The following is a 23,907-nucleotide window of genomic DNA, read 5'->3' on the forward strand; positions in this document are numbered from 1 at the left end:
AGGTCCATTTTGGACCTTTTTTTATTACCAGTCGATTGGATTGATACCCTTTGACTCCAAAAACTGATTGGCTTTGGAGAAATGCCCACAGCCTAAAAAACCTCGATGCGCGGAAAGCGGACTGGGATGAGGTGCTTTTAGTACTAAATGCCTGTTTTCATCAATCAAAGCTGATTTTTTTTGGGCATAGGCACCCCAAAGCAGAAACACCACATTTTCTCGCTGCTGATTAATCACCTTGATCACCTCATCCGTGAATTGTTCCCAACCCTTATTCTGGTGAGAACCCGCCTGGTGGGCTCTTACGGTTAGGGTTGCATTGAGTAAAAATACCCCTTGATCAGCCCAGCGAGTAAGGTCTCCGTCTGGGGGCATATCTTTCCCAATATCCTGTCTGATTTCTTTCAAAATATTCAAAAGACTGGGAGGAAATGGTATTCCCGCCCGGACAGAAAACGAGAGGCCATGAGCTTGACCCGGCCCATGATAGGGATCCTGACCTAGAATCACTACCTTCACCTTTTCTAAAGGGCAATGCCAAAAAGCATTGAAAATTTCTTTACCTGGAGGGAAAACCAAATGACTTCTATATTCGTCTTTCACGAATGATATTAAGTCTGAGAAAAATTTTTGGGAAAATGTTTCACTTAATGCATTCTTCCAACTATTTTCAATCTTGACTTCCATGAGTTCTTTTTATAGTTCAACTTTCGAAAATTGTAATTTATTTTGTATCAAAATTTTCCATCCATGGTCACAGCTGTCACAGAAGGTATCCAAGTAAGTGTGGAAGTAACCTATCAGTCTGAATTTTCTAATCCTCACCAGCATCATTTTGTTTTCACTTACAAGGTGACAATAGAAAACAAAAGTCAGCATACTTACCAACTTCTTTCCAGAAAATGGGAAATTTTTGATGCAGCTGAAAGTCCCAAGATCGTCGAAGGAGCCGGAGTGGTTGGGCAACAACCTACCCTTGAACCAGGAGAATCCCATTCCTATGTATCAGGCTGTAATTTAAAATCGGGCCTTGGAAAAATGAAAGGTATCTTTACCATGGAAAAGGTCTTTGACGGGAAGCATATTGATGTAACAATCCCTGAATTTCAGTTGATTGCCAATATTTTCCATAATTAATTTGGCTGACTTTTTATTTCAGTTTAAGTCCTATTTTAAGTATTGGCTCCTCAAAGAGGATCACTTTTCCCAACAATCCCCATTTGTATTCAATGTTTATCAGGGACTCAATTCCTTCTTGTCCAAAAACCCTAAAGGTGATCCGGAAATTGAAGGTTATCGAAAAAACTTCCTAGAAGACACCTCCAAAATCAAAGTTTTGGACCTTGGGGCAGGTTCCAAAAAAGTACCTGAACCTATCCGGGAAATCCGAAAAATCACCAAATACTCCACTAGCTCGGCCAAATTTGCCCAGATTTATCAGTATTTCTGCAGCCTTACTCCTGCTGGCAATGTTGTAGAGTTAGGTACATGCATGGGCATCAGTACAAGGTATTTGGCAAAAGCCACCCAAGGCCTTTTATATTCCTTGGAGGGGTCTCCAGAAATCTTAAATGCATCCCAAATACATCCGTTTCCACCTTGTGTCAAACTGATTTGCGGATCAATTCCGGAAACACTCCCCAAACTATTAGAGAAAATTCCAAGCCTTGATTTTGCCTTAATAGACGCCACACATACGCAGGAAGCAACTTTGGCCTATTTTGAAATATTGATCAACAAATCAAACCGCCAGACCATTATAGCCGTGGCAGATATTCATTGGAGTCCAGGAATGGAAAAGGCCTGGAAGGAAATCCAAAACCACCCAAAGGTCCAACTGACATTGGATTTTTACGAGTGTGGCATAGTGTTTTTGGAAACACCCGGAGAAAAAAAACATCTAATCCTATCTGTCTAACTTTTTCAGATTGATCCATAGCTCTGCCCCTTGTCTAGGAGGGATCGAGTTATAGCATTTTTCGAAGGTCTGAAATTCAAAAAACGGTTTAAAGTATTGTCTATACTCCGTCGCACTTCCCCCAAAAGGAGGCCCTTGTTTTTCGAATTCCCGATCGAATAAAACTCCAACAAGCTTGCCTCCCGGTTTCAGAAGTTGATGCATTTTTAGGGCGTATGCATTTCGAAGCTGGGGATCCAAAGCGCAAAAGAAGGTCTGTTCAATAATTAAATCGTATTGGCCTTGATGATTAAAAAAATCTTCATGATATACCTGATCCGAAGGAAATTGAGGATTTCTTTCTAAAAATTTCTTAATCGGATAATCCGAAATATCCAATAAAAAGACATTTAAGAACCCCAATTCCCATGCTCTGGCTACTTCATAGGCATTTCCACCACCCGGAACGAGCACTTCAATATTTTTATTTTCAATTTGGCAAAGATATTGATCAATAGGTGAAGAGACAGAACCTATGTCCCACCCTGTGTAACCCTCTTGGTATCTCTGGGTCCAAAAGTTTTCGTCTAAATCAAATGTCATAAGCCCCAATTCAAAATAAAATGAACACCAATTTCGAAAAGGATTCCAATCCAAAAAAAGACCAAAGCAAAAATATTATCATTATTGTTTTGGTACTACTGGTCATCATCAGTGGAATTAAACTGTATACGGACTATGTGGACCGTACCAAAAAAACAGAAGAAATTCTGCTACTCTCCACTGAAAACAATGAGCTAAATCAAAGACTCGACTCGGTCACCTACCAATTAGAACTTAGAATCAAGGAAATAGAAAAACTTGGAGGTGATGTAAAAGCTTTGGAAGCGGTAAGGGACCAGATGATCGCTGAGCGAAATTCCAACAAGCAAAGAAGTGCGGCGGAAATAGCTTCCCTAAATGGAAAAATCAACAACTTGAATAACCTGATTGCCCAAAAAGATCAGGAAATCCTTGAATTGAGAGCGGCCAATCAGCAGTTGTTTGCAGAAAACCAAGATTTGAAAAACACCCAAGCCGAGATTGAAGAAGAGGTAGCCCAGCTTAATATTCAAAAACAGAACCTTCAGGCCAAAGTGGACGTGGCGTCTATGCTGAAAGCAGAAAAAATTTCCATAGCTGCGGTCAATTCAAGAGGTAAAGAAAGAGTAGAGACTACCAAAGATTTTAAAAACCGACAAATTGAAAGACTTAAGGTAAGCTTCAACCTTGCAGATAATAAGGTCGCAGAAAAGGGTCCAAGAAATGTTTATGTACAGATTTTGGATCCAAAAGGCCAGCCTATTTTCGATGTCGCAAAAGGCTCAGGAACTTTCATGATCAACGGACAGGAACAATTCTACACAGTACGCCAAGATTTGATCTTTGACAACACCAATCAGGAGTTAATCTTCTATTATGAGAAAGGCACTGATTATGTTTCAGGAAATCATGAAGTAAGAATCTTTATCGACAATTACCCTGCTGGCAGCAAAACCTTCACGGTCAAGTAAATCGGATAATTCCTAAGTCATCCTTGAAAGGCTCTAATTTTTAGAGCCTTTTTTACTTTATACCTGAATGAGATTCAGGTCAACGTTTGGAATAAAACCAATAATACTCTACTTTTGCGGTCTGTTTATACAAAATATTTAAACACATTAAAGAAATGTTCCAAAGAAGTTACGAGACGGTATTCATTTTAACTCCCGTTTTGTCTGAGATTCAGATGAAGGATACTGTCGACAAGTTCGTGAACTTGTTAAAAGAAGAGGGGGCAGATGTTTTCAATGTGGAAAATTGGGGTCTTAAGAAGATGGCTTATACTATCGACAAGAAGACTACAGGTTTCTACGTTCTAGTTGAGTTCAAAGCTGATCCAACGGTAATCAGAAAGTTTGAATTGGAATTCAGACGAGATGAAAAAGTAATGAGATTCTTGACTACTGTCTTGGACAAGCATGCTATTGCTTACGCTGACAGAAGAAGAAAAGGAGAATTTAACAAAAAAGCTGAAGCTAAGGAGGAGCAAGCCTAATGACACTAGTAAACGAACCTATCAACAGAGGCGAAATCAAGAAGAAATATTGCCGATTCAAGAAGCATGGAATCAAGTACATCGATTACAAGGATCCTAACTTCCTCTTGAAATTCGTTAACGAGCAAGGTAAAATTCTTCCTAGAAGACTTACCGGAAACTCTGCAAAATATCAGAGAAAAGTAGCTCAGGCTATCAAGAAAGCAAGACATTTGGCTTTGTTGCCATTCGTAACCGATGGTTTGAAATAATTCGGTCTTGTATCGTTAAATCACAAAAGATCATTACAAATGGATATCATACTAAAAACAGACATCAAAGGTCTTGGATATAAGAATGACTTGGTTACAGTAAAGCCAGGTTATGGAAGAAACTACCTGATTCCTCAAGGATTCGCAGTGCTAGCCACTTCTTCTAACAAAAAAATCCTAGCCGAGAATATTAAGCAGGCTGCTCACAAGGCTGAAAAAATCAAGACTGAAGCAGAAAATCTTGCTACTAAGCTTGAGACCATCACTCTTGAAATCAAAGCAAAAATCGGTGACTCCGGAAAAATCTTCGGTAAAGTAACCACTCTACAGATTTCCGACGCTCTTGCAACTCATGGAATCGACATCGACAGAAAGAAAATCGCAATCTCTGTTCCTGTGGAAGGAGCTGGCGAATTCTCTGCTGACGTTGACCTTCATAGAGAAGTGAAAACTCAAGTGAAATTTGTGGTAGTAGGAGAATAATTCTCTATAAACACATCAAAAAGAAGGCCCGGAGAATATTTCTCCGGGCCTCTTTTACTTTTAGACTTTTAAGATTAAGCCAAAGCTTTTTCTAAATCCTCCACCAGTTTTTTCGCAACTGCCTTGGAGTTTTTCTCACGCGCTGCAGAAAATTTTGCCAAAGCAGCATTCCCTTTTTCAATCACTCCAACAGGATTTTGGTCATTTTGAAAACTTACCCAGCACCAGCTAAGCTCCGCTGCCAATTCAGTTTCTTTGATTTTCTCCAATTTCCCAATCACTTCAGGGATTAGTTTTTCCAATTTTTTGAGATTCGTAATCATATTTTTTAAGGTTTAATTTTCATTTTTGACACAAATCAAGTCATTTATTTTCATTACGTCAATATTTTAGTTAAAAAATTAATAAAAACACAAAATTCAATCGATTTCGAACTAGAATATTAACCCATTACCAACTTTCTTACTGCTTAACTTCACATAATTATCTCTGATTTTTTTCTCTCTGAACTCAAGGAGTTTACATTTCAATAGAAAATTTCTTGAAAACAGGGTTTGGAAAAAATAGAACAGAATTCTACCTTTGTGTCACTTTAAGAGAAGCCGAAAGTGAATCTCACAAAAACTGGTCTATGGTGTAACTGGCAACACGTCTGATTTTGGTTCAGAAGAGTCTAGGTTCGAGCCCTAGTAGACCAACAAAGCCCTCCAAAAGAGGGCTTTTTTTATGCCTTATATTTTCTCTTCCCAAGGCATCAGTCTAAGCCGGTATGCGTTCATCGCATATTCACCCAATTGCTGAGTCAGTTTGTAATTGGTCCAAGCGCCAACAGGAGCACCTATGACGGGAATTAATTGAGCCATTTTTGCCAGATCCATATAATCCCTGTAATCCAGCTGGAAAGTCCTCCAGTCGAATTCATTTATTTCTTTTGGCAATTGCTTCTTGTAGGTCTCCCAATTTTCTATCAACCCCACCAATTCATTCCGGCGGATTTGACTCGAAAAACTCAACTGGAAAATATAAAGTAAAAACAGACGCTCAGTGTAGTCCTTTGTATCCATGCCATATAATGCAGCGATATCGAAAAGCATTTTCATCTTGATCGTTAAAAAAGCCGGGAAATCCGCAAGCCCAAGTAGAATCCCTCCCGCTCCGGTAATCGCTCCCTCGGCAGTAGCGGTATTTCTATACCATTTTATCCGAGTTCGGACTTTGTCTTCCAGTTCCTTAAATTCAAGTTCCTCTCTTACCCTTGGCACTACCCAGCCCGACCCCTTAATAACAGCCTTAACCATCCCTTCAATAGCTATTGTAATCGCTTTGTGGACTTTCTCAGGAATCCATGAATTGATCTTGCCCTGGATCCCATGTGCCATCCTGCTGAATAGCCCAGGGGATGTTTTCATCTTCAAAAGCCATACAGTCAACTCGGCATGAACGTAGCTTAAATAGGTCTTGGAATAAGGTGATTTCAAGGTGTATGGGTTTGCTTTACTAACGAAGATGAAAATACTTAGTTAGATTTTACGGAGTTGGTAATAAAAAAGGATGGCCAAAAGACCATCCTTTCTCTGTTCTAGCGTAATTATAGATTATTGGTATAGGCCGTTGAAAAGCATTTTGAAAGTGCCATGAGACTGCCCTCTAAAGGTGATCTCCGGACCATAGGCGTATAGCTTGCCTTTTCCTACCTGAGCTTCAAAAGCTACCACTCCATTTTTCAAATATTGCTGACCCCAAGCCCATCCACTGCGCAAAGGAGCCTCATTTCCAAACCAAGCTAAAGGCTTAACTCCAATTAAAGCAGCCTCTGGTGCCAGCTTAAACACAGGACTGTTGTTGAACAAAACATCAGCAGTGTTGCCCATACCAAAATTTGCAGGAGAGGAATTGTCAACCTGAATCTGAAGAATACTTCCCGGAATGTAGTATTTATCTCCAGGAAGGGGTTTCTCTTTTCCATCTACTATTTCTACCAACGCATTGGAAACCGGCAAATTCAAATGATACGCAAGAGAAGTCGCAGCCCCAACTGTGATTATTTCCCCACCATTCTCCAAGAAAGACTTCAATTGAGGGATGGACTTATCCATAGACAGTCTTCCTACCATATGATGATATTCACTCGGAATATCCTCCAATTTTGGAGAAGCGCCACCGCCATAGCCACCCGAACCAGGCATACCCGGCCCAATGAACAAAATGACATCATACTTGGAAGCAAGATTTCCGGCATCGATCTCTTTAGGGAAGACCACATTGAAATCAAAGTGAAACTGTTCCATCATCCATCTTACCCAGCCTGAAGGCATTGAGCCCCCATAATAGTCATATAGCGCTATTCTGGACGGCTTGATCTCTTTTGCTCCGGAAGGCTGAGATGCCGGCACTGCCTTTATCCCATAATTCTTGGCAGAAGCTTCCAAAACCTTTTTTCCGGAAGAAGGCACATAAAAGGAGCCGGCTGGAAGTCCATTGACAGCCGTAGAAGTTCTGTACACCTTTACTTTCGCTTTAAAAAGATCATTAACAGCCAAGAAGGAGTCATTTACACGGGCATCCAAAAGGTATCCACTACCGCTGCCTAGAGCTTGAGGAGAAGGAGAAAGCAAAGTGCCATAAGCAACTCTTTCAAAAGGCCCCTCAAAGCCCTCCATAATCCGATCAAACTCTATCCCCATTTGGAAAGCCAAAGTCCAACCTGCTGCATCATAAGGGCGAACAGGAGGACCGCCTGGGTACAAGAAATCATTCGGATGATCTTGTGGCTCAAACATATCCAAAACGTGAGGACGGAAAGCCTGTGCGGTCTTTACGATGTAGGATCCTTTAGGGTAAGATTTGCCTTCTACTGTAAAATCAGACGTAGCCTGATGAACCAACACACCGGATTTAATCAAGGCATTCAAAAACTTAATCGCCGTAGAGAAATCCGGCTGATCAGCTGAAATGATATATCCTCTAGGATCTCTCTTTGCTGGATTTTTGTAAACAGCATCGTAAAACTGAAGCGGTAATCCTGAACGAAATCCGAATGCAGACATTTCCGGATCATCGGAATCTTTCTTTTTCTGAGATGCTTCAAATTCATTCTGAATATCCTGTGCATATTTTGGATATCTCGTCCACGTATCCTGATTACCCCGATCGATGGAGTTTTTACCCATCAGGTAAAAATTATATAACAACTCATCCCCATGTCGGACGGCATGGTTTAAAATGGCATAATTCAATGAAACAGAATACTCAATAGATCTTCTGAAAGGCCAAGGCCCTGGGGTTACGGGATAAGGTGTCCCATTGTTGGGAATCAGCCGATCCGGAACCAAAGGAATAGAAAACGGAGAAGGGTCCCCCACGATTTCAGTCAAAATTCCAATCATGTTATGGTAATAAGGGGTAGTCCTTAGACCACCATTCCACCAAGTAGAAAAAACAGATCCATCCAATCGGGTATAACCGGGCTTATCCTCTACGTGCAGCCTGTTGATCATCGCAGCTCCTACAGCATCCAAGCTGGTAATAATCAAAGGATCAAATACATGGTTAAAGGGATCTCTGTATGGAGGACCAGCGACTACGGTACCGGAAGGTCCGCTTTGGTGATGGTTATAAACAATTTGAGGAAGCCACTCGACATATTGCTGCAGAGAGATATTGGTAGATTCCTTCATGTTGTTCATGTAAAAATCGCGGTTGTTATCATGGCCCACATATTTCTGGTAGAGGACCGGGATATTTTTATTCCGCTTTGCCTGATCAGCATCTTTCATGTACCAATTGGACATGATTTCCATACCGTCGGGGTTTACATGAACCAAAAGAATAATCACTTCATCGAGGATTTTCAAGGTTTCCTCATCATTTCGGGAAGCAAGATTGTACAGCGTTTCGATCAATTGCTGGGCTCCAACTACTTCACTAGCATGAAGTCCCCCATCGATCCAGACTACAGGCTTACCTTCTTTCGAAAGAGCCTTTGCTTCAGCTTGGGTAATTTCTGCCCGGCCAAGTTTTTGGGAAATCTCCTTATACTTCTCCAACTGGGGGAGGTTTTTTGGAGAGGTAATGATCAGCATGGGCTGGTCTTTTCCAAATTCAGTCTTTCCGATGCTAGTGTACGTTACACGATCTGAGACTTCGGCTACTTTTTTGAAATAGGCTTCAGTCTGAGAAAAATTTGCAAGCATGTAAGGATCTCCGATATCAAACCCGAAATGGGATTTGGGAGTGGGGATGGATTGGGCAATCGAAACAATAGCCCAAAAGAAGGCTATCAGCCCAAAGAATAATTTTTTCTTCATGGGGTAGATTGAGGGGTAAGTGGTGGTTGATTTTAACTTCTATTTCCCTAAAATATCTCTTTCTGTCGGTCAAGGCTTCAAAAAGTGATAGAATACTCGAAAATTACAGGATCGGAAAATCTACCTGCCCATAACCCTCCAGAGCCTTGGCTTTCCTCTATATTTTCTCCCCTTCACAAACAGAATTAAATGAAGGAAAATTGAATCAAGACTTTTGAAATCTGAATTTCAACTAGCCCGTCCCTTAAAAATCATTACTTTTGTTTTCGATTCAATTCTGATCCTTTTCCTCAAAAATCCAGGTCCAATCATGTCTGAAGTAAAAATATTTGCCGGAACCAGCAACCTGAAGCTGGCAGAAAAAATCGCCAAAAGCTATGGCAAAAAGCTCGGAGATTTAACCATGTCCAAATTCAGTGACGGAGAAATGTCTCCTAGTTTTGATGAGTCGATCCGAGGCTGCACGGTTTTCGTCATTCAAAGCACAAACTCCCCATCTGACAACCTATTAGAACTTTGTCTGATGATTGACGCGGCCAAAAGAGCCAGTGCCTACAAGGTTTGTGCTGTCATTCCTTACTTCGGATATGCACGCCAGGACAGAAAAGACAGACCCAGAGTCTCCATCGCTGCCAAATTAATTGCCAACATGATCACCTCTGCCGGAGCAGACAGAATCATGACTTGTGACCTTCATGCCGGACAAATTCAAGGTTTTTTTGATATTCCATTGGATCATTTGAATGGTTCTGCTATTTTTGCACCCTATTTGAGTACGCTTAGGCTAAATGATATGATTTTCGCAGCTCCTGATGTAGGAGGTGTCGCAAGAGCAAGGTCTTACGCCAAGCATTTCGAAGTAGAAATGGTCGTCTGTGACAAGCACAGAAAAAGAGCCAACGAGGTTGCATCCATGCAGGTGATCGGTGAGGTAGAAGGAAAAGATGTAATTCTCGTGGATGATTTGGTAGACACTGCAGGAACCTTGTGCAAAGCCGCCCAAATTATCATGGAAAAAGGAGCTAACTCCGTGCGAGCAATCGTCACTCACGGGGTTTTGTCCGGAAAAGCCTACGAAAACATTGAAAACTCCATGTTGGAAGAGTTGGTCATCACAGATACCATTGCCGCCAAGCAGCAATCTTCTAAAATCAGAGTTCTCAGCGTGGCAGAGCTTTTTGGAAAAGCCATTCATGCTGTGACCGGAAACACCTCGATCAGTTCATTATTTATCTAAGAACCAATTTTAAATACATATACACATGAAAACACTAGAGATTATAGGGTTTAAAAGAGCAAATCTCGACAGTGCTGCTTTGAATGAGATCAGAGATTCCGGCAATGTTCCCTGCGTGGTTTACGGCCCAGGTATCCCTGAGCAAATTCATTTCTATTCTCCTGCTATCCTTTTCAGAGACTTGATCTACACTCCGGATGTCCACTTGGTAGAGTTGAACATTGAAGGAACTATCATCAAGGCTGTATTGAAGGAAACTCAGTTCCACCCAGTAAGTGAAGTATTGCTTCATGCTGACTTCATGGCATTTACTGAAGACAAGCCAATCAAATTCGAAATTCCAGTGAAAATTGAAGGTAGCTCTCCAGGTATTGCTAAAGGTGGTAAACTAGAATTCAAAACCAGAAAATTGAAAGTAAAAGGTTTGGCGAAAGACCTTCCTGATTACATCATTACAAACATTTCCAATTTGGATTTGGGTAAGTCATTCAAGGTTGGTGAATTGCAGCCTGAAGGATTTGAAATCTTGACCTCACCTAACGTTTCTATCGTGACAATTGGTATTCCAAGAGCACTTAGAGGCAAGAAGGCTGAGTAATCAACTTTCCAACAGCTTAATAAGATCCTGCCCTTTATCGGGTGGGATTTTTTATTTTCAAATGCTTGAACCGGACAGGATATGAAATATTTGATTGTGGGATTGGGAAATATCGGCCCAGAATACGAACTCACCAGACATAACATTGGCTTTTTGACCTTAGATAGATTGGCCGACAAAGAAGGAGTCACATGGAAAAGCGATCGCCTTGCTTTTAAATCTGAAATAAAATATAAAGGCCGAACCCTTCATCTGATCAAACCCACCACTTACATGAACCTAAGCGGAAAGGCTGTGAACTATTGGATGAAGGAGCTCAATATTTCCAAAGAAAATATTTTGGTGCTAGTCGATGACGTGGCCATCCCCTTTGGAAAATTGAGAATGAGAGGGAAAGGAAGTGCTGCCGGTCACAATGGCTTGAAAAATATCGAAGCCCTCACCGGTGGGCAGGATTATCCCAGACTCCGAATGGGAATCGGTGATAACTTCCCTAAAGGTCGCCAAGTGGACTATGTACTCGGGAGATTTACCCAACAAGAGTTTGACGAACTTCCCATGATGATGGACAAAGCCATAGATATGATTTTTGGATTTTGTACCATTGGAATCGCACAAACCATGACCCAATTCAATGACTGATTTAAAGGGAGATTTGGAAATACCCATTTCTCCCTTTTTATTTGCACCACTTCAGGTAACTGATTTATAAAGAAGAGGCGAGAGACTAGGCTCGATGACCCTCTGGCAACCATCCCCAGCTAAGGAGAAAGGTGCCAATTCCTACCCTTCGCGGGAACTATAAATTGGCGTACATCACTACTACCCCACTTTCTGGTTCGGAATCTGTCGCAGGGAAAATTCTTTGTAAGTTCCTGTTTATTTCTTGCATCCAAACCAGTAAACCATGAGCCATTTCGAAACAGACTCAATCCGAATCCAATCACGATCCAACGAAAGGGAGCACTCCTCCCCGATTTTTCTTACCTCTAGCTTCACATTCGATTCCGCAGAAGAGGCCAGAGCTATGTTTGCCGATGAGATCCCGGGAAACATCTACTCCCGGTATGCCAACCCCAATTCCACTGACCTCATAGAGAAAGTTTGTGCAGCAGAAGGAACAGAAGCGGGGATTGCAACAGCCTCAGGAATGGCTGCCATGTTTGGAAGTATTGCGTCGCTACTTCAGCAAGGAGATCATATTTTGGCTTCCAGATCGCTTTTTGGCTCTACTCATCAACTTTTAACTCGGGTATTTCCAAAGTGGGGCATTACCTCCACCTATGGGGATATTGCTGATTACCAAAATTGGGAAAAGCTCCTTCAGCCCAATACCAAAATGCTATTCATCGAAACTCCGTCGAACCCGGGACTTGAAATCATCGACTTGGAATGGGCTGGTAAATTTGCAGAAGCTCACAATCTCATCTTGGTTGTGGACAACTGCTTTGCCTCGCCTTACCTTCAGCAGCCTGCCAAGTGGGGAGCACATATCGTCACTCACAGCGCCACGAAGTACATTGATGGACAAGGAAGAGTGTTAGGAGGATTGATTTTGGGAAAAAGTGAATTGATCAAAGAAGTTCAGTTTTTCACCCGACATACCGGACCATCCATATCTCCCTTTAATGCATGGATTTTATCCAAAAGCATGGAAACATTGGCGGTAAGAATGGACCGGCACTGTGAAAGTGCACTTAAGGTTGCCCAGTATTTCGAAGGAAATTCACACCTAGAAGCTGTCAAATACCCTTTTCTGAAATCGCATCCACAGCACCATCTTGCCCTGAAGCAAATGAAGGCAGGCGGAGGAATCATCACTCTGACGCTCAAGGGAGGGGTAGCTAGGGCACAGCGATTCATAGATCAGCTCCAGATGATTTCCGTTACTGCCAATTTGGGGGACAGCAGAAGCATCATCACCCATCCTGCCTCCACAACCCACAGCAAACTTTCCCAGGAAGAAAGGGCCAAAGTAGGTATCGCCGACGGATTGATTCGCCTTTCGGTAGGTCTGGAACATGTCGATGACATCATCCAAGATGTCGAACAGGCTATTGCGAAATCCAGCTAAACTGGACTTTCAAATCTTGGTAGCCCGAAAGCAGCATCGACTCTTTCGGGCTTTTTTCTGACCTATTTTCCACGGGTGGGCTTTCTTTTCCTTAAATTTTCTTTAATTTTTTAATTCTCTTTCGGGACCAAAGCCCTGATTGCCATCCCAGTACTCAATTAACCCAAAATGCTGACACTTCTGATCATCCTGATAGCTCTTGCTATCATTCTAATTGCCATCATAAAGTTTGACATCCATCCATTTTTGGCACTTTTTATCGGGGCAATTATTTACGGATTGATGATGCGGATGCCTACAGAATTGATCCTAAAATCCATTTCTGACGGATTTGGCGGGGTGATGGGAAGTGTCGGGCTATTGATTCTTTTAGGAATTATTCTGGGGACTTTTTTGGAAAAGACAGGAGGTGCCATGGTCATTGCCGAGAAAGTTCTGAAGTGGGTGGGTGAAAAGTCAGTCAACCTATCCCTCATGCTCAGCAGCTGGGTCCTTTCTATTCCCGTGTTTGGGGACAGTACTATCATCATGATGAACCCAATTGCTAAATCACTATCCTCGAAAAGCAAGCTTTCCTATGCCTCCACCATCATAGCCGTTTCACTGGGAGCTATGGCAAGTCATTCTTTGGTGCCTCCAACTCCCGGTCCTATTGCAACAGCAGGGATCTTAGGGGCGGATCTCGGAAGTGTGATTTTCTACGGTGGTTTGGTCTCTCTGATTACCCTGATTCCGCTACAATTTTTTGTCCAAAAATGGGTCTCCAAAATAGAGCTCAGACCTCAGACCATCATTGAGGAAGATGCTTTGACAAAGAAAAATAGACCTAGCTTCTTTTCCTCCTTACTTCCGGTATTAGTCCCTCTGATCTTGATCATTCTTGCTTCTATTGCCAACTACCCTACCTTACCCTTAGGTGAAGGTAGTTTGGTAAAAGCTATCCAATTCATCGGCACACCTGTTATCGCACTTTTGATTGGAGCAATCCTTTCTTTTACCCTTCCGAAAAAATTTGATCGCAAGCTTTTATCCTCTTCCGGCTGGATTGGGGAAGCTATTCTTTTGTCTGCACCCGTAATTCTAATCACAGGAGCTGGAGCCGTTTTCGGAAAAATGCTTCAAAATTCTGGAGTAGGCGACTTAGTCACCTCGAGTATGAGCGATGCCAACTGGGGAATTTTCCTGCCCTTTCTAATCGCTTTTGCTCTAAAAACAGCCCAAGGTTCTACCACGGTAGCGATGATCACCACAGCTTCTATAATTGCTCCAATACTTGGGCCTCTAGGTTTGGATTCCGAGACCATGAAGGTGTTTACCACCATTGCCATCGGAGCGGGAGCATTAGCCATTTCACATGCCAATGACAGTGGATTTTGGGTAGTCACCCAGCTTTCAGGAATGACCACCAAGCAAGGTAATCTTTCCCATAGTTTGGGCACTGTCATAGCCGGAGTTACGGCAATAGTTTTGATCTATATTTTGACGCTGATTTTGGGATAAAAAAAGGCAGAAATTCTGCCTCCAATTTGATGGTTTGACGATCCTCACCGGGCTGTCCAGCCACCATCAACCGTGACCATTGATCCGACCATAAAAGTTCCTGCATCAGAGGCCAGTAAAATCGCGGCGCCCTGAATCTCTTTCAATTCTCCCCAGCGTCCCAAGGCTGTGGCTCCCACGACAAATTTCTTCCCCTCCTCCGTATCCGCTATGGGAAGATTCATTTCTGTCAAAAATGGTCCGGGACAAATGGCATTGACGGTGATATTCCATGGAGCAAGTTCCAAAGCAAGGGCGCGAGTCATTTGAACAACTGCTCCCTTGCTAGCGGTATAAGGGGTTCGATTAGCCAGTCCGACTAACCCCAGTGTGCTAGCCAGATTTATGATCGAGCCTTTCTTCTGATCTTTCATGAATGGAGTCACTGCCCTACAGGCATTCCAAGTGCCGGTAACGTTTACCTCCATCACTTTGGAAAAATCCTCTGGGCTCAACTCATCGATAGCACCACGGATATTGATTCCAGCGGAATTGATCAGCACGTCAATACTTCCAAAAGCCTCATGGGCTTTTTTTGCCATAGCATTCATTCCCTCCAAGTCTGAAACATCCGCTGCAAAGGTTATCGCTTTTACCCCATATTTTTCAGCAATTTCTTTTGCCGCTTCCTCCCCATCTTGAGCATTTCTACTCACCAGCAGGACATTAGCTCCGGCAGACGCCAAACCAGCGGCCATTGCTAATCCGAGACCCTTGGTGCCTCCCGTGATGATAGCAGATTTTCCCTTAAGTGAAAAAATTGAAATACCGGGTAACTGTGAGAAATCAATAGCAGACATAGAAAATAAGGTTTAATGATGTAAAATATAAGTTTAGCTTAACAGCTCTTTTTTAGAATAATTCAAGCACTGCAAGACATTTTGCTCTTCAAAAGCAAGGCGTTCTTCTGCTGATAAGTCTTTGACAGACGGCAATTCTCCCTGATAACTCCTGTCCCTGATCAGGCGAAGAGTCCGAGCCAAATTTTCCCCAGAATAATTCCCAAAAGTGCTCCAGTAGGAATCTTCCAAGCAAGGAATTTCTAAGGGATCCCTCGTGATCATTTCCAGACTAAATCGCAGGGCAGGATTATACTTTTGGCAGAGCTGGATGGCTTCTTTCAAATCGACGATACCCTTTCCCAGTTCTACCTCAGAGAGTAGAAATCCTTTCTTGAAGGGCTGAACCCCCATATCTTTCACATGGGTGGAAAATGCCAAAGGAGCCAAAGTTCGGATTACTTCCATAGGGTCCTCGAGTAGAGACACATTGTTTCCAAAATCCAAGGTTACCCCTATCCATTCACTATTCAGGTTTCGGATGATAGCCGCCAATTCCTCGGCTGTCCAATCCTTGTGATTCTCCACGGCTAATTTAACTTTATGCTTTCTCACGATGGGTTCTGCCAGTTGAAGACTTTGGATAGAATGCGATTCGAATGCATCCCAGTCAGCTTTAGACTTGAAGTTTTCATATCTCCTTCCATTCAGGCAGACTGTCCGAATCACCCCAGCCCCTGCTTCTTTTGCCAACAGGATTTCTTTTTCAAACCTGCCCACATCTTCTGCCGACTTTGGAAGGCTAATACTTCCTTCCAAATACATATCGAGACGCTCTCTTTCTTCCCTTACTTTTTTGGAGAAATCATCCGCCCAACCTCCAATTGTGGTCTGAATGCCGCCGGCACCGATAGCATGACAATGCTTCATTAAATCCAGCGCATTTTGGAATCCCGGATATTTTTCACTTTCGATCTTGGAATTAAATCTCATGCCGTAAGAATGGACCACCACTCCCATTGGTACAGTTTTAAGACCTTCGGAAAAAACTGAAAAGGGCAGCGTCATCCCCAAGGCAGCCAAACCGGATTTTCTGATAAAGTCCCTTCTTGAAGAAAACTCGGAATCAATCGAAGAATCTGGTTTCATGGCTGATGGTTTTGGGTTATGGTTTCGGAGCTTGCGTGAGCTTCTCTACATGTTCATTCAATTCTTTGGCAGACCAGGGATATACTCTTCCCTGATTCAAAACGCGGGTTCCACCTACTATCCGTCCCGTAACCATTGGCGCTTGGTTTCCCCACTCATTTCTAATATAAGTCAAAATCGCCGCAATGCTTCGATCATCCATCGTGGAATGTGAAGGCATCACCGGTAGAATTTCCGGCGCATCATACTTTTTTCCCATCACTTCGATAGGCCCTTCAATCCCATGGAGCAAAATCAAAGTAAGTCTCACTTCATCTCCCAGCACCCACTCTGACCCAGCCAAAGGTGGCCCCATCCGAGTGGCTCCTTTCCCATTATTTCCATGGCAACCTGCACAGGAGACCAGATATTTTTGTCTGCCTTCGGCAAAAAGTTTAAGTCCGGCCTCATCTAATTGCCCTGAAGCAGTTTTCATTTTCTCAGGAGAAAATCCCGGCCAAGCAAACATCCTTTTCATCAACATGAGTTTTACTTCGTCCAATGGAAGGTCTGACCGCTTGAAGAGTGCTGGCTCAGCGGCGAGTTTAAATGCCCCGGGAGTCTCAATATTTCCTGCCTGGATGGCAAGCCCATTTAAAACTGCATTTTCCTTCCAACCCAAATCAGACTGATTGATTAGGGCTAAAAGCCCTTTCATTTCCTCAGAATTTCCACGGTTGACGATAGCTGCGGAAAGCATTTCCAAAAAGATTTCCCGATTGGGATCTTCGGTATTCCAAGAAGGATTGGAAAGGAGGGTCTGAAGGAAACTATATTCCATCCCCTCCAAGCTGCTCATGACGGCATCTCGGATCAAGGCTTCTTCTCCGAATCGATCCAATAGCGAGGAAAGGATCTCATAGCGGGAGTCAGTAGGCAAAACATAGGCGCTGAGCGCAAGCTGAAGTCCGAAATTCTTGGAAACTTGGTCTTTCTGGCCTAATAGAAGAATCTCCAATTCCTTCAAAATCTCAGAATCTACTTGAGCCAAGGTCTCTAATTGTCTCAAAGCGGTTTCCTTTAGCCAATCCCTATCGCCTTTAAGGACGTCCAGTAAAAGGGATGGATTTTTCTTCCCGAGACCTTCCAAAGTCCACATGGCATGAAATTTCCCAAATTCGGAGCCATTGCCTCTAATCAACTTTTCCAATTCCCTTACAGATTCTGGATCATTCTTTTCGACCAAAAGTCTTTGAGCCATGTCCCGATACCAGCCTTCGGGATGTGAAAGAAACTCGATTAGCTCTAGCGTGCTTGCTTTTGCAAGGTTTGGCAATGCTTTGCCTTTAAATCCCTTTGGAACTATCCTCCAAATCCTGCCCATGTGTCCGGGACTTTCGAGTCCTCTTTCAATCGTTTTTTCTTTCAAATAAGAAGTCATGTAAGCAGTATGCTGGACGATTCCCTGATACATATCGACGATATAAAGACCTCCATCTGGACCCACTGTCCCATGAACAGGCCTGAATCTTTCATCCGTTGATGCAAAAAACTCCTTGCCCGGATTGGGATCATGGCCTTCCACAAGGAGGCCATTTTCTTTGACTACATTTCTCTTGACCAGATTGCCGGCATTTTCCATCACAAATACATTTCCATAGTATTCCTTAGGGAAAAGATGACTTCGATAAATGGTCGGTGAACAAGCCGAAGTAAACTCCAAAAGCCGGCTTGCTGAATCCAAAGTTCCGGGAATATAACCTCGGTTGACCGCTGGAGTACTTCTAATCGGATAAACCCGCCGATCGCTGGTTAGTCCGTAATCAATCCCCGTGGAAGGCTTGTGATTGGGGTTTCGGCTAAGGTAATTCGGAGGGACAAGATCTCCGTGTAGCTGGGACCAGTTGTAATTGTAAATCAAGCGCCCTTTGTCATCCTGGGTAATCCCCCACTGCCCCCGAAATTCTGTCATGTCACGGACCCATTCGCCATTTATGTTCCGATATCTGAGTCTGGATTTGGCGCTGTAATACCAGTTGTCTACGTTTCGCACAAAGCCATTATCGGCATGTTCGGGCAATCCATTGGCTGAATACGTGGAATCGACAATCACTTTCAAGTCTGCCTTCCAGTCCCCATCCAAGTCTTCCGTCCACCACAACGCGTTGTTTTCTGCGATCAATGCTCCAGACTTGTAAAGTCCCAAAGAGCGAGGCATGATCAAAGAATCCAGGTAAACGATTTTGTGATCCATCTTTCCGTCTCCATCCCTGTCCTCCAAAATTGACACAGAACCAACAGGAAGTTTTTCCTCTGACCCTTCGATGTCATTCATGTATCCTCTCATCTCCAGTACCCAAAGCCTTCCACGCTCATCAAACTGGATATGAACCGGTGCCTCTACCATCGGTTCGGAAGCTACTAATTGAACTTCAAAGCCTTCCTCAATTTGGAAAGTCTTGAGCTCTTCTTCAGGTGACCTTGGGGGGCTATCAGGAGTCTCCGGAAGCGGTCCTGATTCTTTGCAGGAAAAAAATAACACCAATCCAACAGCACTTATCCACAAGCTTCTTGGCAGCATATTTAATAGATTAATTTGGGTAAATAGGAAATGGGGAAAGCCCTTAAATGACTGATTCCCAATTTGGGGTGAATTCAAAAGAAATACAAGCCAGGCAGACTGCCGCTGGTGTAATCTTGAATTCGATGAGGAAGTCCTTGCTTTCAGATAACATCCCTAACTTTGTGAAAAACAAAGACAATGAATTTTTCCGAACTGGGACTTTCCACAGAAATCCTTTCCGCAATTTCCCGTGCAAAATATGAAAGTCCCTATCCGATACAGACTCAAAGTATCCCTTCACTCCTCAAAGGCAAAGACATTCTAGGATTAGCTCCAACGGGATCCGGAAAAACCGCTGCCTTTATCCTGCCGATTTTGGACCGGCTCCTTACTAAAAAGGAACCAGAAGGCAGACATATTCCAGTTTTGATTTTGGTACCTACCCGAGAACTGGCTGTTCAGGTGGCGGAAGTAGCGGAAAACTTCAGCCGATTTTTGCCCAGAAAAATCAAGACCATGGCGGTATTTGGAGGGGTGTCCATCAATCCCCAAATGATCAAGCTGAATAGGACGGAAATATTAATCGCGACTCCGGGGAGGTTGATTGATTTATTGGGAAGAAATGCCTTAAGCCTATCCAAGGTTCATACTTTAGTTTTGGACGAAGCTGACAAAGTTCTGAACATGGGCTTTCGGGAAGAAGTCGAGCATATTTTAGAGCTACTTCCCCAAAAGCGCCAAAACCTGCTTTTTTCAGCTACTATGGATGATGAAGTCCGGGTACTCATCGACAAAATGCTTCAAGATCCAGTGAAGGTTCAAATCGAAGCAGAGAATTTTTCCCCGGATGAAATCGAGCAGAAAGCCTATCGGGTAAGTCTAGAAAGCAAAGGTCCTTTTCTACGGACACTTATCAATTCCGGAGATTGGAAGCAGATTTTGGTTTTTACGTCATCCATTCGTACTGCAGACAATGTGGTGGGGAAACTGGTGAAAAATGGGATCGAGGCCATTGCTTTCCATGGAGACAAAAGCCAAGGAGCAAGAACTGAAGCGCTCGCTCGTTTTAAATCCGGAAAAACCAGAGTTTTGGTCGCAACCGATCTGGCGGCCAGAGGGATAGATATTTTACACCTTCCGCTGGTCATCAACTATGAATTACCAAGGTCGCCCAAGGATTATATCCATCGAATCGGCCGAACCGGGCGCGCTGGAAGCACGGGAGAGGCAATTTCTTTAATTACCCCTGAAGAAATGCATCATTTCAAGGTAATCCAGAAGAAGATGGGAAAATGGGTCAAATTGACCCATGAGGAGGATTTTGGAAAAGAGGAGTAGGACACCGAGCAAAACTCTTTAACCTAAAAACTCCCATACACTTCGGTAGGCTCCTTTTTGCTCGAAATAACTCAAAAGGGAATCAAAAAAAGGATGCTGAGCCAAGGTACTGGTATCCCCAATCAGGATTAATTTCCGCTTAGCTCGGGTCAAGGCTACATTCATCCGGCGCTCATCTGCCAAAAACCCGATCTCTCCTTTCTCATTAGATCGGGTGAGGGAAATCAGCATCAAATCCCTCTCCTGGCCTTGGAAACCGTCCACTGTATCAATAGTAATCCATTCAGAGAACGCTCGCAGATTCGGGAATTCATAGGTTTCAAATATTAAATTCTTCAGCATTCTAACTTGAGCAGAATACGGAGCGATCAGACCTACCGACCAATTATTTTCTCTAAACTTGGCTATTCCGACTCTTAACAAAGTATCATTCAGGTACCGGCAGGCAAACCTTGCTTCCTCTGGGTTAAAAGTACTGAGGCTTTCTGTATCTACTTGTTCGGAATAACCTGAGCCTGCTGTATCAATCCACTCCAAAACAGGTTCCTCCTCAGCCAAAAAGTGCTCCTGGGTATTTTCGGCAGCCTGAAGTTTTCCATCATAAAACCAGCTATTAGAAAAACCCATGATATCCTCCCGCATTCGGTATTGGATTTGGAGCATTTGGGCAGTAGATGGTTTGTTTTTGATGATTTTCTCAAAAAGAGTCACAGACAATCCCGCTTTGGAGGCTTCATAGGACTTGATCGTAGGCGGAAGCTGGCAATGATCTCCAGCAAAGACTACTTTTTTGGCTTTTAAAATCGGGATCCAAGTTGAGGCTTCGAGACCTTGAGCTGCCTCATCTATGAAAACTACATCAAATACCATCCCTTTCAAATGATAGGAAGAAGCTCCCACCAAAGTACTGGCAAAGACCTGAGTTTTCTGGAAAATATCCGTTCGGATGTAGTCTTCCAAATGCCCAGCGGCTTCCCGAATTCTGGAAACCTCCTGATACATCAATTTGCGTTGGGCTCGCTCCTCTGGCCCGAAATTCCTCTTGTATTGTTTGGCTAGACGAAGGTATTGCTCCGTTTCTTTTCTGAGTTTTTTGAGATCTCGGTAGCTTTCGTGGAAGGCAATTTTAGCATCTAGCGTTTGGTTCAGAATATTCTCCTCTACCCTGGCGGGATGACCTATTCTCAAAGTAGAAATACCTCTATCGATTAATTTTTCTACCAATAAATCTACCGCAGCGTTGCTTGGGGCGGTGACCAATACCCTCTGTCCCTGATTCGCAGCCTGTACAATGGCGGCGATCAGAGTGGTAGTTTTACCAGTTCCCGGAGGTCCGTGGACAATTGCAAAATCCTGCGCTTCCGATATTTTTTGACAAGCTTGGTTTTGGGAAAAATTCAAAGCAGGATTTTCCTGGTAATTCTCCTCCACAAACTTCGGAGACTTATCCCCAAGTGCAATGTCCCGAAGTTCTTCCAAGCGTGGATTTTCAGGAGAAATGACCTTCCGGAGAGCAAATTCCATTTCCCGGTAGCTGGCCTCATCGAAAAGCAAATCCACACCCAGCTTCGAGCTGTTCATCCATTCTGGAAGTTCATCCTCTTGAAGTGTCACCACCATGGAATCTTTCCTGACTTGGTTGATCACCGCGTTGACTCGAAATTCATTCCCCTGGTAGCCTTCCTGGGTCGAAAAAAAAGACACTGATTTCCCAGAGGAGAAAGAAGAGGAGTAGCTGGAATCCAAGCGCTCAATTTCCACCAAGAGCCTTTCCCCCATACCAATTTTTGACTTTTTCACTTGAACCGGATGCCAAGTAATTCCTTCCTTTTTCTTATCAGAAATTGAGGTATGCAAAAACTTTTTTCTGTATTGAGCCAAGTCTTCCTGCCATTCCATTTTCAACAACTTCAGGCCTTGCTTCAATTCTTCGAGGTATTTCGACATCAATTGGTATTTTAGGGTGCAAACTAAACAAAAGTCAGAGGGTTTTCCTTTCCTTTACATTTCATGAATTTTCTAGCGCACTCCTATTTGTCTTTTGGTCAGGATGAAGTACTGATTGGGAATTTTGCCGCGGATTTTATCAAAGGAAAAGAGATTCAACAGTTTCAGGGAGATATTTTGGCCGGAATCCTCCTCCACCGGGCCATTGATTCTTTCACAGACTCCCACCCGCTTGTAAGAGCCGGACAGAGTTATCTAAGACCACGATTTCGCCATTATAGCAGTGTCATCACCGATATTTTCTTTGATTATTTCTTGGCCAAAAATTGGGATAGATATTCTTCCATTCCTCTGGAAACCTTTGTAATCCAGACTTATGGAATCATCGAGAGCCATTTGAACCTCTTGCCCCCAAGATTTCAGGAAATGTTTTTTTGGATGAAAAGTCAGAATTGGCTCCTCAACTATCGGGAGATTGAAGGAATCCAACGTACGCTCAATGGGCTTTCCCGTCGAGCTAGCTTTGACTCCAAAATGAATGAAGCACCCGAGGTTTTGTTAGAAAAAGAAATGGAATTTGAGCTGATATTTTTCGCTTTCTTCGAGGATTTAGAGACTTTTGCCTCTGGTAAACTCAAAGAAATTCAACGAACTCATGGTCGTCATTAAGCCAAAAATCTCCACTTACGTATCGCTAAGCCTTATTCTTTTGGTTTTGATTGCAGGATTGGTGCTATTACTTCGGGACTTTTCATACAAAGGCACCTTCCCATTGTGGTTTTATTTGGTTGCATGCACCATTGTCACCTTAGTATTGCTCATGCTCTTAGTGAAAATGATGGCCGGATGGAGATTTATCACCGCAGGGAAAGACCACATTTTGATCAGGCTACCGCTGAGAGGGATGACCAAAACCTATCCTGTCTCAGAAATTCTGCTTTGGGAAGAAGAAACCGTCCTGGCAAACAAGCGGGAATTCAAGCAGGTGACTGTGGCTTTTCAGGACCACCAATCCATTTCGGTCTCGAATCATGAGCATGAAGCTTATACCGAACTGGTGAATTATCTCAAAAAGAAAGCTCCGAAGCAAATGGTCAAAAACAAAAAAGCCTGATAACTCAGGCTTTTTGAAGGATTAGGAAGTTCTAAAATTCCGATCATATAGCTCGACACTTTCGCGGATAATTCGCATGGCATCTTCTTTACCTAAGAAATCTTCCACTTTCACTTCCTTGTTTTCAAGCTTTTTGTAGTCTTCAAAGAAACGGTGTACCTCCTTCATCAAGTGAGGAGGAAGCTCATCGATGTCATTGATGTAATTGACGGACTGATCTCCAGCAGCTACGGCAATGATTTTATCATCTGCCTCGCCTCCATCAATCATCCGCATTACGCCGATGACTTTTGCCTTAACCAAAGTCATGGAAGGGATATCAATCTGAGAAATAATCAAGATATCCAAAGGATCATGGTCCTCACAAAAGGTCTGAGGAATAAATCCATAATTCGCAGGATAGTGAACGGCAGAAAAAAGAACCCGATCCAATAATAGCATTCCGGTCTTCTTATCCAACTCGTATTTTCCTTTACTTCCTTTAGGAATTTCGATGACACCCGTTACAAATTCCGGTGCCTCTTTGCCGATGTTTACATCATGCCAGGGATTAATCATAATTTTTTGTTTTGGAA

General features: G+C 43.1%; 24 protein-coding genes, 1 tRNA gene and 1 riboswitch. Of the genes, 15 read left to right on the forward strand and 10 right to left on the reverse strand.

What is annotated here, in order from left to right; translation table 11 throughout:
• Positions 1–24 precede the first annotated feature (24 nt).
• On the reverse strand, positions 25–687 hold the full coding sequence (gene ung, locus G458_RS0119645) for a uracil-DNA glycosylase (RefSeq protein ID WP_026953416.1): 663 nt from the start codon (positions 685–687) through the stop codon (positions 25–27).
• Positions 688–750: 63 nt separating this feature from the next.
• Between ung and apaG the strand changes: the two genes are divergently transcribed.
• On the forward strand, positions 751–1,137 hold the full coding sequence (gene apaG, locus G458_RS0119650; protein WP_026953417.1) for a Co2+/Mg2+ efflux protein ApaG: 387 nt from the start codon (positions 751–753) through the stop codon (positions 1,135–1,137).
• 1 nt (position 1,138) lies between these two features.
• The gene (locus tag G458_RS21230) at positions 1,139–1,918 is read left to right on the forward strand and encodes an O-methyltransferase (protein WP_035468552.1); all 780 of its coding nucleotides are present in this window, start codon (positions 1,139–1,141) and stop codon (positions 1,916–1,918) included.
• Here G458_RS21230 and G458_RS0119660 read toward each other — a convergent pair.
• The gene (locus tag G458_RS0119660; RefSeq protein ID WP_026953418.1) at positions 1,907–2,500 is read right to left on the reverse strand and encodes a methyltransferase domain-containing protein; all 594 of its coding nucleotides are present in this window, start codon (positions 2,498–2,500) and stop codon (positions 1,907–1,909) included. The two genes, G458_RS21230 and G458_RS0119660, sit on opposite strands and share 12 nt — an antisense overlap.
• A 20-nt stretch (positions 2,501–2,520) precedes the next feature.
• On the opposite strand from G458_RS0119660, the gene G458_RS0119665 reads away from it, so the two are divergent.
• The 4 genes from G458_RS0119665 (at position 2,521) to rplI (ending at position 4,708) form a co-directional block, all read left to right on the forward strand.
• The gene (locus tag G458_RS0119665; protein WP_026953419.1) at positions 2,521–3,450 is read left to right on the forward strand and encodes a coiled-coil domain-containing protein; all 930 of its coding nucleotides are present in this window, start codon (positions 2,521–2,523) and stop codon (positions 3,448–3,450) included.
• A 155-nt stretch (positions 3,451–3,605) separates the two neighbouring features.
• On the forward strand, positions 3,606–3,974 hold the full coding sequence (gene rpsF / locus G458_RS0119670) for a 30S ribosomal protein S6 (protein ID WP_026953420.1): 369 nt from the start codon (positions 3,606–3,608) through the stop codon (positions 3,972–3,974).
• Positions 3,974–4,225, forward strand: coding sequence for a 30S ribosomal protein S18 (rpsR, locus tag G458_RS0119675; RefSeq protein WP_026953421.1), 252 nt, complete (start codon positions 3,974–3,976; stop codon positions 4,223–4,225). Before rpsF ends, rpsR begins: the two co-directional genes overlap by 1 nt.
• 39 nt (positions 4,226–4,264) lie before the next feature.
• Positions 4,265–4,708: a 50S ribosomal protein L9 gene (gene rplI / locus G458_RS0119680; protein ID WP_026953422.1), complete on the forward strand. Its 444-nt coding sequence runs from the start codon at positions 4,265–4,267 to the stop codon at positions 4,706–4,708.
• Between the two features lie 74 nt (positions 4,709–4,782).
• Here the strand turns inward: rplI and G458_RS0119685 are convergent, their stop codons facing one another.
• Positions 4,783–5,031 carry a hypothetical protein gene (locus tag G458_RS0119685; RefSeq protein WP_026953423.1) on the reverse strand — a complete coding sequence of 83 codons (249 nt, stop codon included), beginning with the start codon at positions 5,029–5,031 and terminating at the stop codon, positions 4,783–4,785.
• A 302-nt stretch (positions 5,032–5,333) separates the two neighbouring features.
• Here G458_RS0119685 and G458_RS0119690 point away from each other — a divergent pair.
• Positions 5,334–5,406 (forward strand) — tRNA-Gln (locus G458_RS0119690).
• A gap of 33 nt (positions 5,407–5,439) precedes the next feature.
• Here the strand turns inward: G458_RS0119690 and G458_RS0119695 are convergent.
• On the reverse strand, positions 5,440–6,186 hold the full coding sequence (locus G458_RS0119695; RefSeq protein ID WP_026953424.1) for an EcsC family protein: 747 nt from the start codon (positions 6,184–6,186) through the stop codon (positions 5,440–5,442).
• A gap of 117 nt (positions 6,187–6,303) precedes the next feature.
• Positions 6,304–9,015 carry a M14 family metallopeptidase gene (locus tag G458_RS0119700; RefSeq protein WP_026953425.1) on the reverse strand — a complete coding sequence of 904 codons (2,712 nt, stop codon included), beginning with the start codon at positions 9,013–9,015 and terminating at the stop codon, positions 6,304–6,306.
• A gap of 310 nt (positions 9,016–9,325) precedes the next feature.
• Here G458_RS0119700 and G458_RS0119705 point away from each other — a divergent pair, with 310 nt between their 5' ends.
• The 5 genes from G458_RS0119705 to G458_RS0119725 all read left to right on the forward strand — a co-directional run bounded on the left by G458_RS0119705 (position 9,326) and on the right by G458_RS0119725 (position 14,424).
• Positions 9,326–10,252: a ribose-phosphate pyrophosphokinase gene (locus G458_RS0119705; protein WP_026953426.1), complete on the forward strand. Its 927-nt coding sequence runs from the start codon at positions 9,326–9,328 to the stop codon at positions 10,250–10,252.
• A gap of 25 nt (positions 10,253–10,277) precedes the next feature.
• The gene (locus tag G458_RS0119710) at positions 10,278–10,850 is read left to right on the forward strand and encodes a 50S ribosomal protein L25/general stress protein Ctc (RefSeq protein ID WP_026953427.1); all 573 of its coding nucleotides are present in this window, start codon (positions 10,278–10,280) and stop codon (positions 10,848–10,850) included.
• An 81-nt stretch (positions 10,851–10,931) separates the two neighbouring features.
• On the forward strand, positions 10,932–11,492 hold the full coding sequence (gene pth / locus G458_RS0119715; protein WP_026953428.1) for an aminoacyl-tRNA hydrolase: 561 nt from the start codon (positions 10,932–10,934) through the stop codon (positions 11,490–11,492).
• A gap of 61 nt (positions 11,493–11,553) precedes the next feature.
• Positions 11,554–11,658, forward strand: a riboswitch (SAM riboswitch).
• A 99-nt stretch (positions 11,659–11,757) separates the two neighbouring features.
• Positions 11,758–12,924: a trans-sulfuration enzyme family protein gene (locus G458_RS0119720; protein WP_026953429.1), complete on the forward strand. Its 1,167-nt coding sequence runs from the start codon at positions 11,758–11,760 to the stop codon at positions 12,922–12,924.
• Positions 12,925–13,092: 168 nt separating this feature from the next.
• Positions 13,093–14,424: a GntP family permease gene (locus tag G458_RS0119725; RefSeq protein ID WP_026953430.1), complete on the forward strand. Its 1,332-nt coding sequence runs from the start codon at positions 13,093–13,095 to the stop codon at positions 14,422–14,424.
• Between the two features lie 44 nt (positions 14,425–14,468).
• Here the strand turns inward: G458_RS0119725 and G458_RS0119730 are convergent, their stop codons facing one another.
• From G458_RS0119730 to G458_RS21235, 3 genes are read right to left on the reverse strand one after another with little or no spacing between them, the layout of a single operon-like run.
• Complete coding sequence (locus tag G458_RS0119730; protein WP_026953431.1) at positions 14,469–15,263, reverse strand: SDR family NAD(P)-dependent oxidoreductase; 795 nt, start codon at positions 15,261–15,263, stop codon at positions 14,469–14,471.
• A 33-nt stretch (positions 15,264–15,296) separates the two neighbouring features.
• Entirely contained in the window at positions 15,297–16,391 is a 1,095-nt protein-coding gene (locus G458_RS0119735) for a sugar phosphate isomerase/epimerase family protein (protein WP_051287477.1), read from the reverse strand.
• A gap of 16 nt (positions 16,392–16,407) precedes the next feature.
• Entirely contained in the window at positions 16,408–18,951 is a 2,544-nt protein-coding gene (locus G458_RS21235) for a DUF7133 domain-containing protein (RefSeq protein ID WP_035468553.1), read from the reverse strand.
• A gap of 180 nt (positions 18,952–19,131) precedes the next feature.
• Here G458_RS21235 and G458_RS0119750 point away from each other — a divergent pair, with 180 nt between their 5' ends.
• Positions 19,132–20,271: a DEAD/DEAH box helicase gene (locus G458_RS0119750; protein WP_026953433.1), complete on the forward strand. Its 1,140-nt coding sequence runs from the start codon at positions 19,132–19,134 to the stop codon at positions 20,269–20,271.
• 18 nt (positions 20,272–20,289) lie between these two features.
• Here G458_RS0119750 and G458_RS0119755 read toward each other — a convergent pair whose 3' ends face one another.
• Positions 20,290–22,218, reverse strand: coding sequence for an AAA domain-containing protein (locus tag G458_RS0119755; protein ID WP_026953434.1), 1,929 nt, complete (start codon positions 22,216–22,218; stop codon positions 20,290–20,292).
• Positions 22,219–22,281: 63 nt separating this feature from the next.
• On the opposite strand from G458_RS0119755, the gene G458_RS0119760 reads away from it, so the two are divergent.
• Positions 22,282–22,887 carry an acyl carrier protein phosphodiesterase gene (locus G458_RS0119760; RefSeq protein WP_026953435.1) on the forward strand — a complete coding sequence of 202 codons (606 nt, stop codon included), beginning with the start codon at positions 22,282–22,284 and terminating at the stop codon, positions 22,885–22,887.
• Positions 22,874–23,332, forward strand: a complete 459-nt coding sequence (locus tag G458_RS0119765; protein WP_026953436.1) for a hypothetical protein — start codon at positions 22,874–22,876, stop codon at positions 23,330–23,332. Before G458_RS0119760 ends, G458_RS0119765 begins: the two co-directional genes overlap by 14 nt.
• Before the next feature lie 21 nt (positions 23,333–23,353).
• Here the strand turns inward: G458_RS0119765 and G458_RS0119770 are convergent, their stop codons facing one another.
• Positions 23,354–23,890 carry an inorganic diphosphatase gene (locus tag G458_RS0119770; RefSeq protein ID WP_026953437.1) on the reverse strand — a complete coding sequence of 179 codons (537 nt, stop codon included), beginning with the start codon at positions 23,888–23,890 and terminating at the stop codon, positions 23,354–23,356.
• Positions 23,891–23,907: the final 17 nt, after the last annotated feature.

This window comes from Algoriphagus mannitolivorans DSM 15301 (genome assembly GCF_000429425.1).
Classification (GTDB): Bacteria; Bacteroidota; Bacteroidia; order Cytophagales; family Cyclobacteriaceae; genus Algoriphagus; species Algoriphagus mannitolivorans.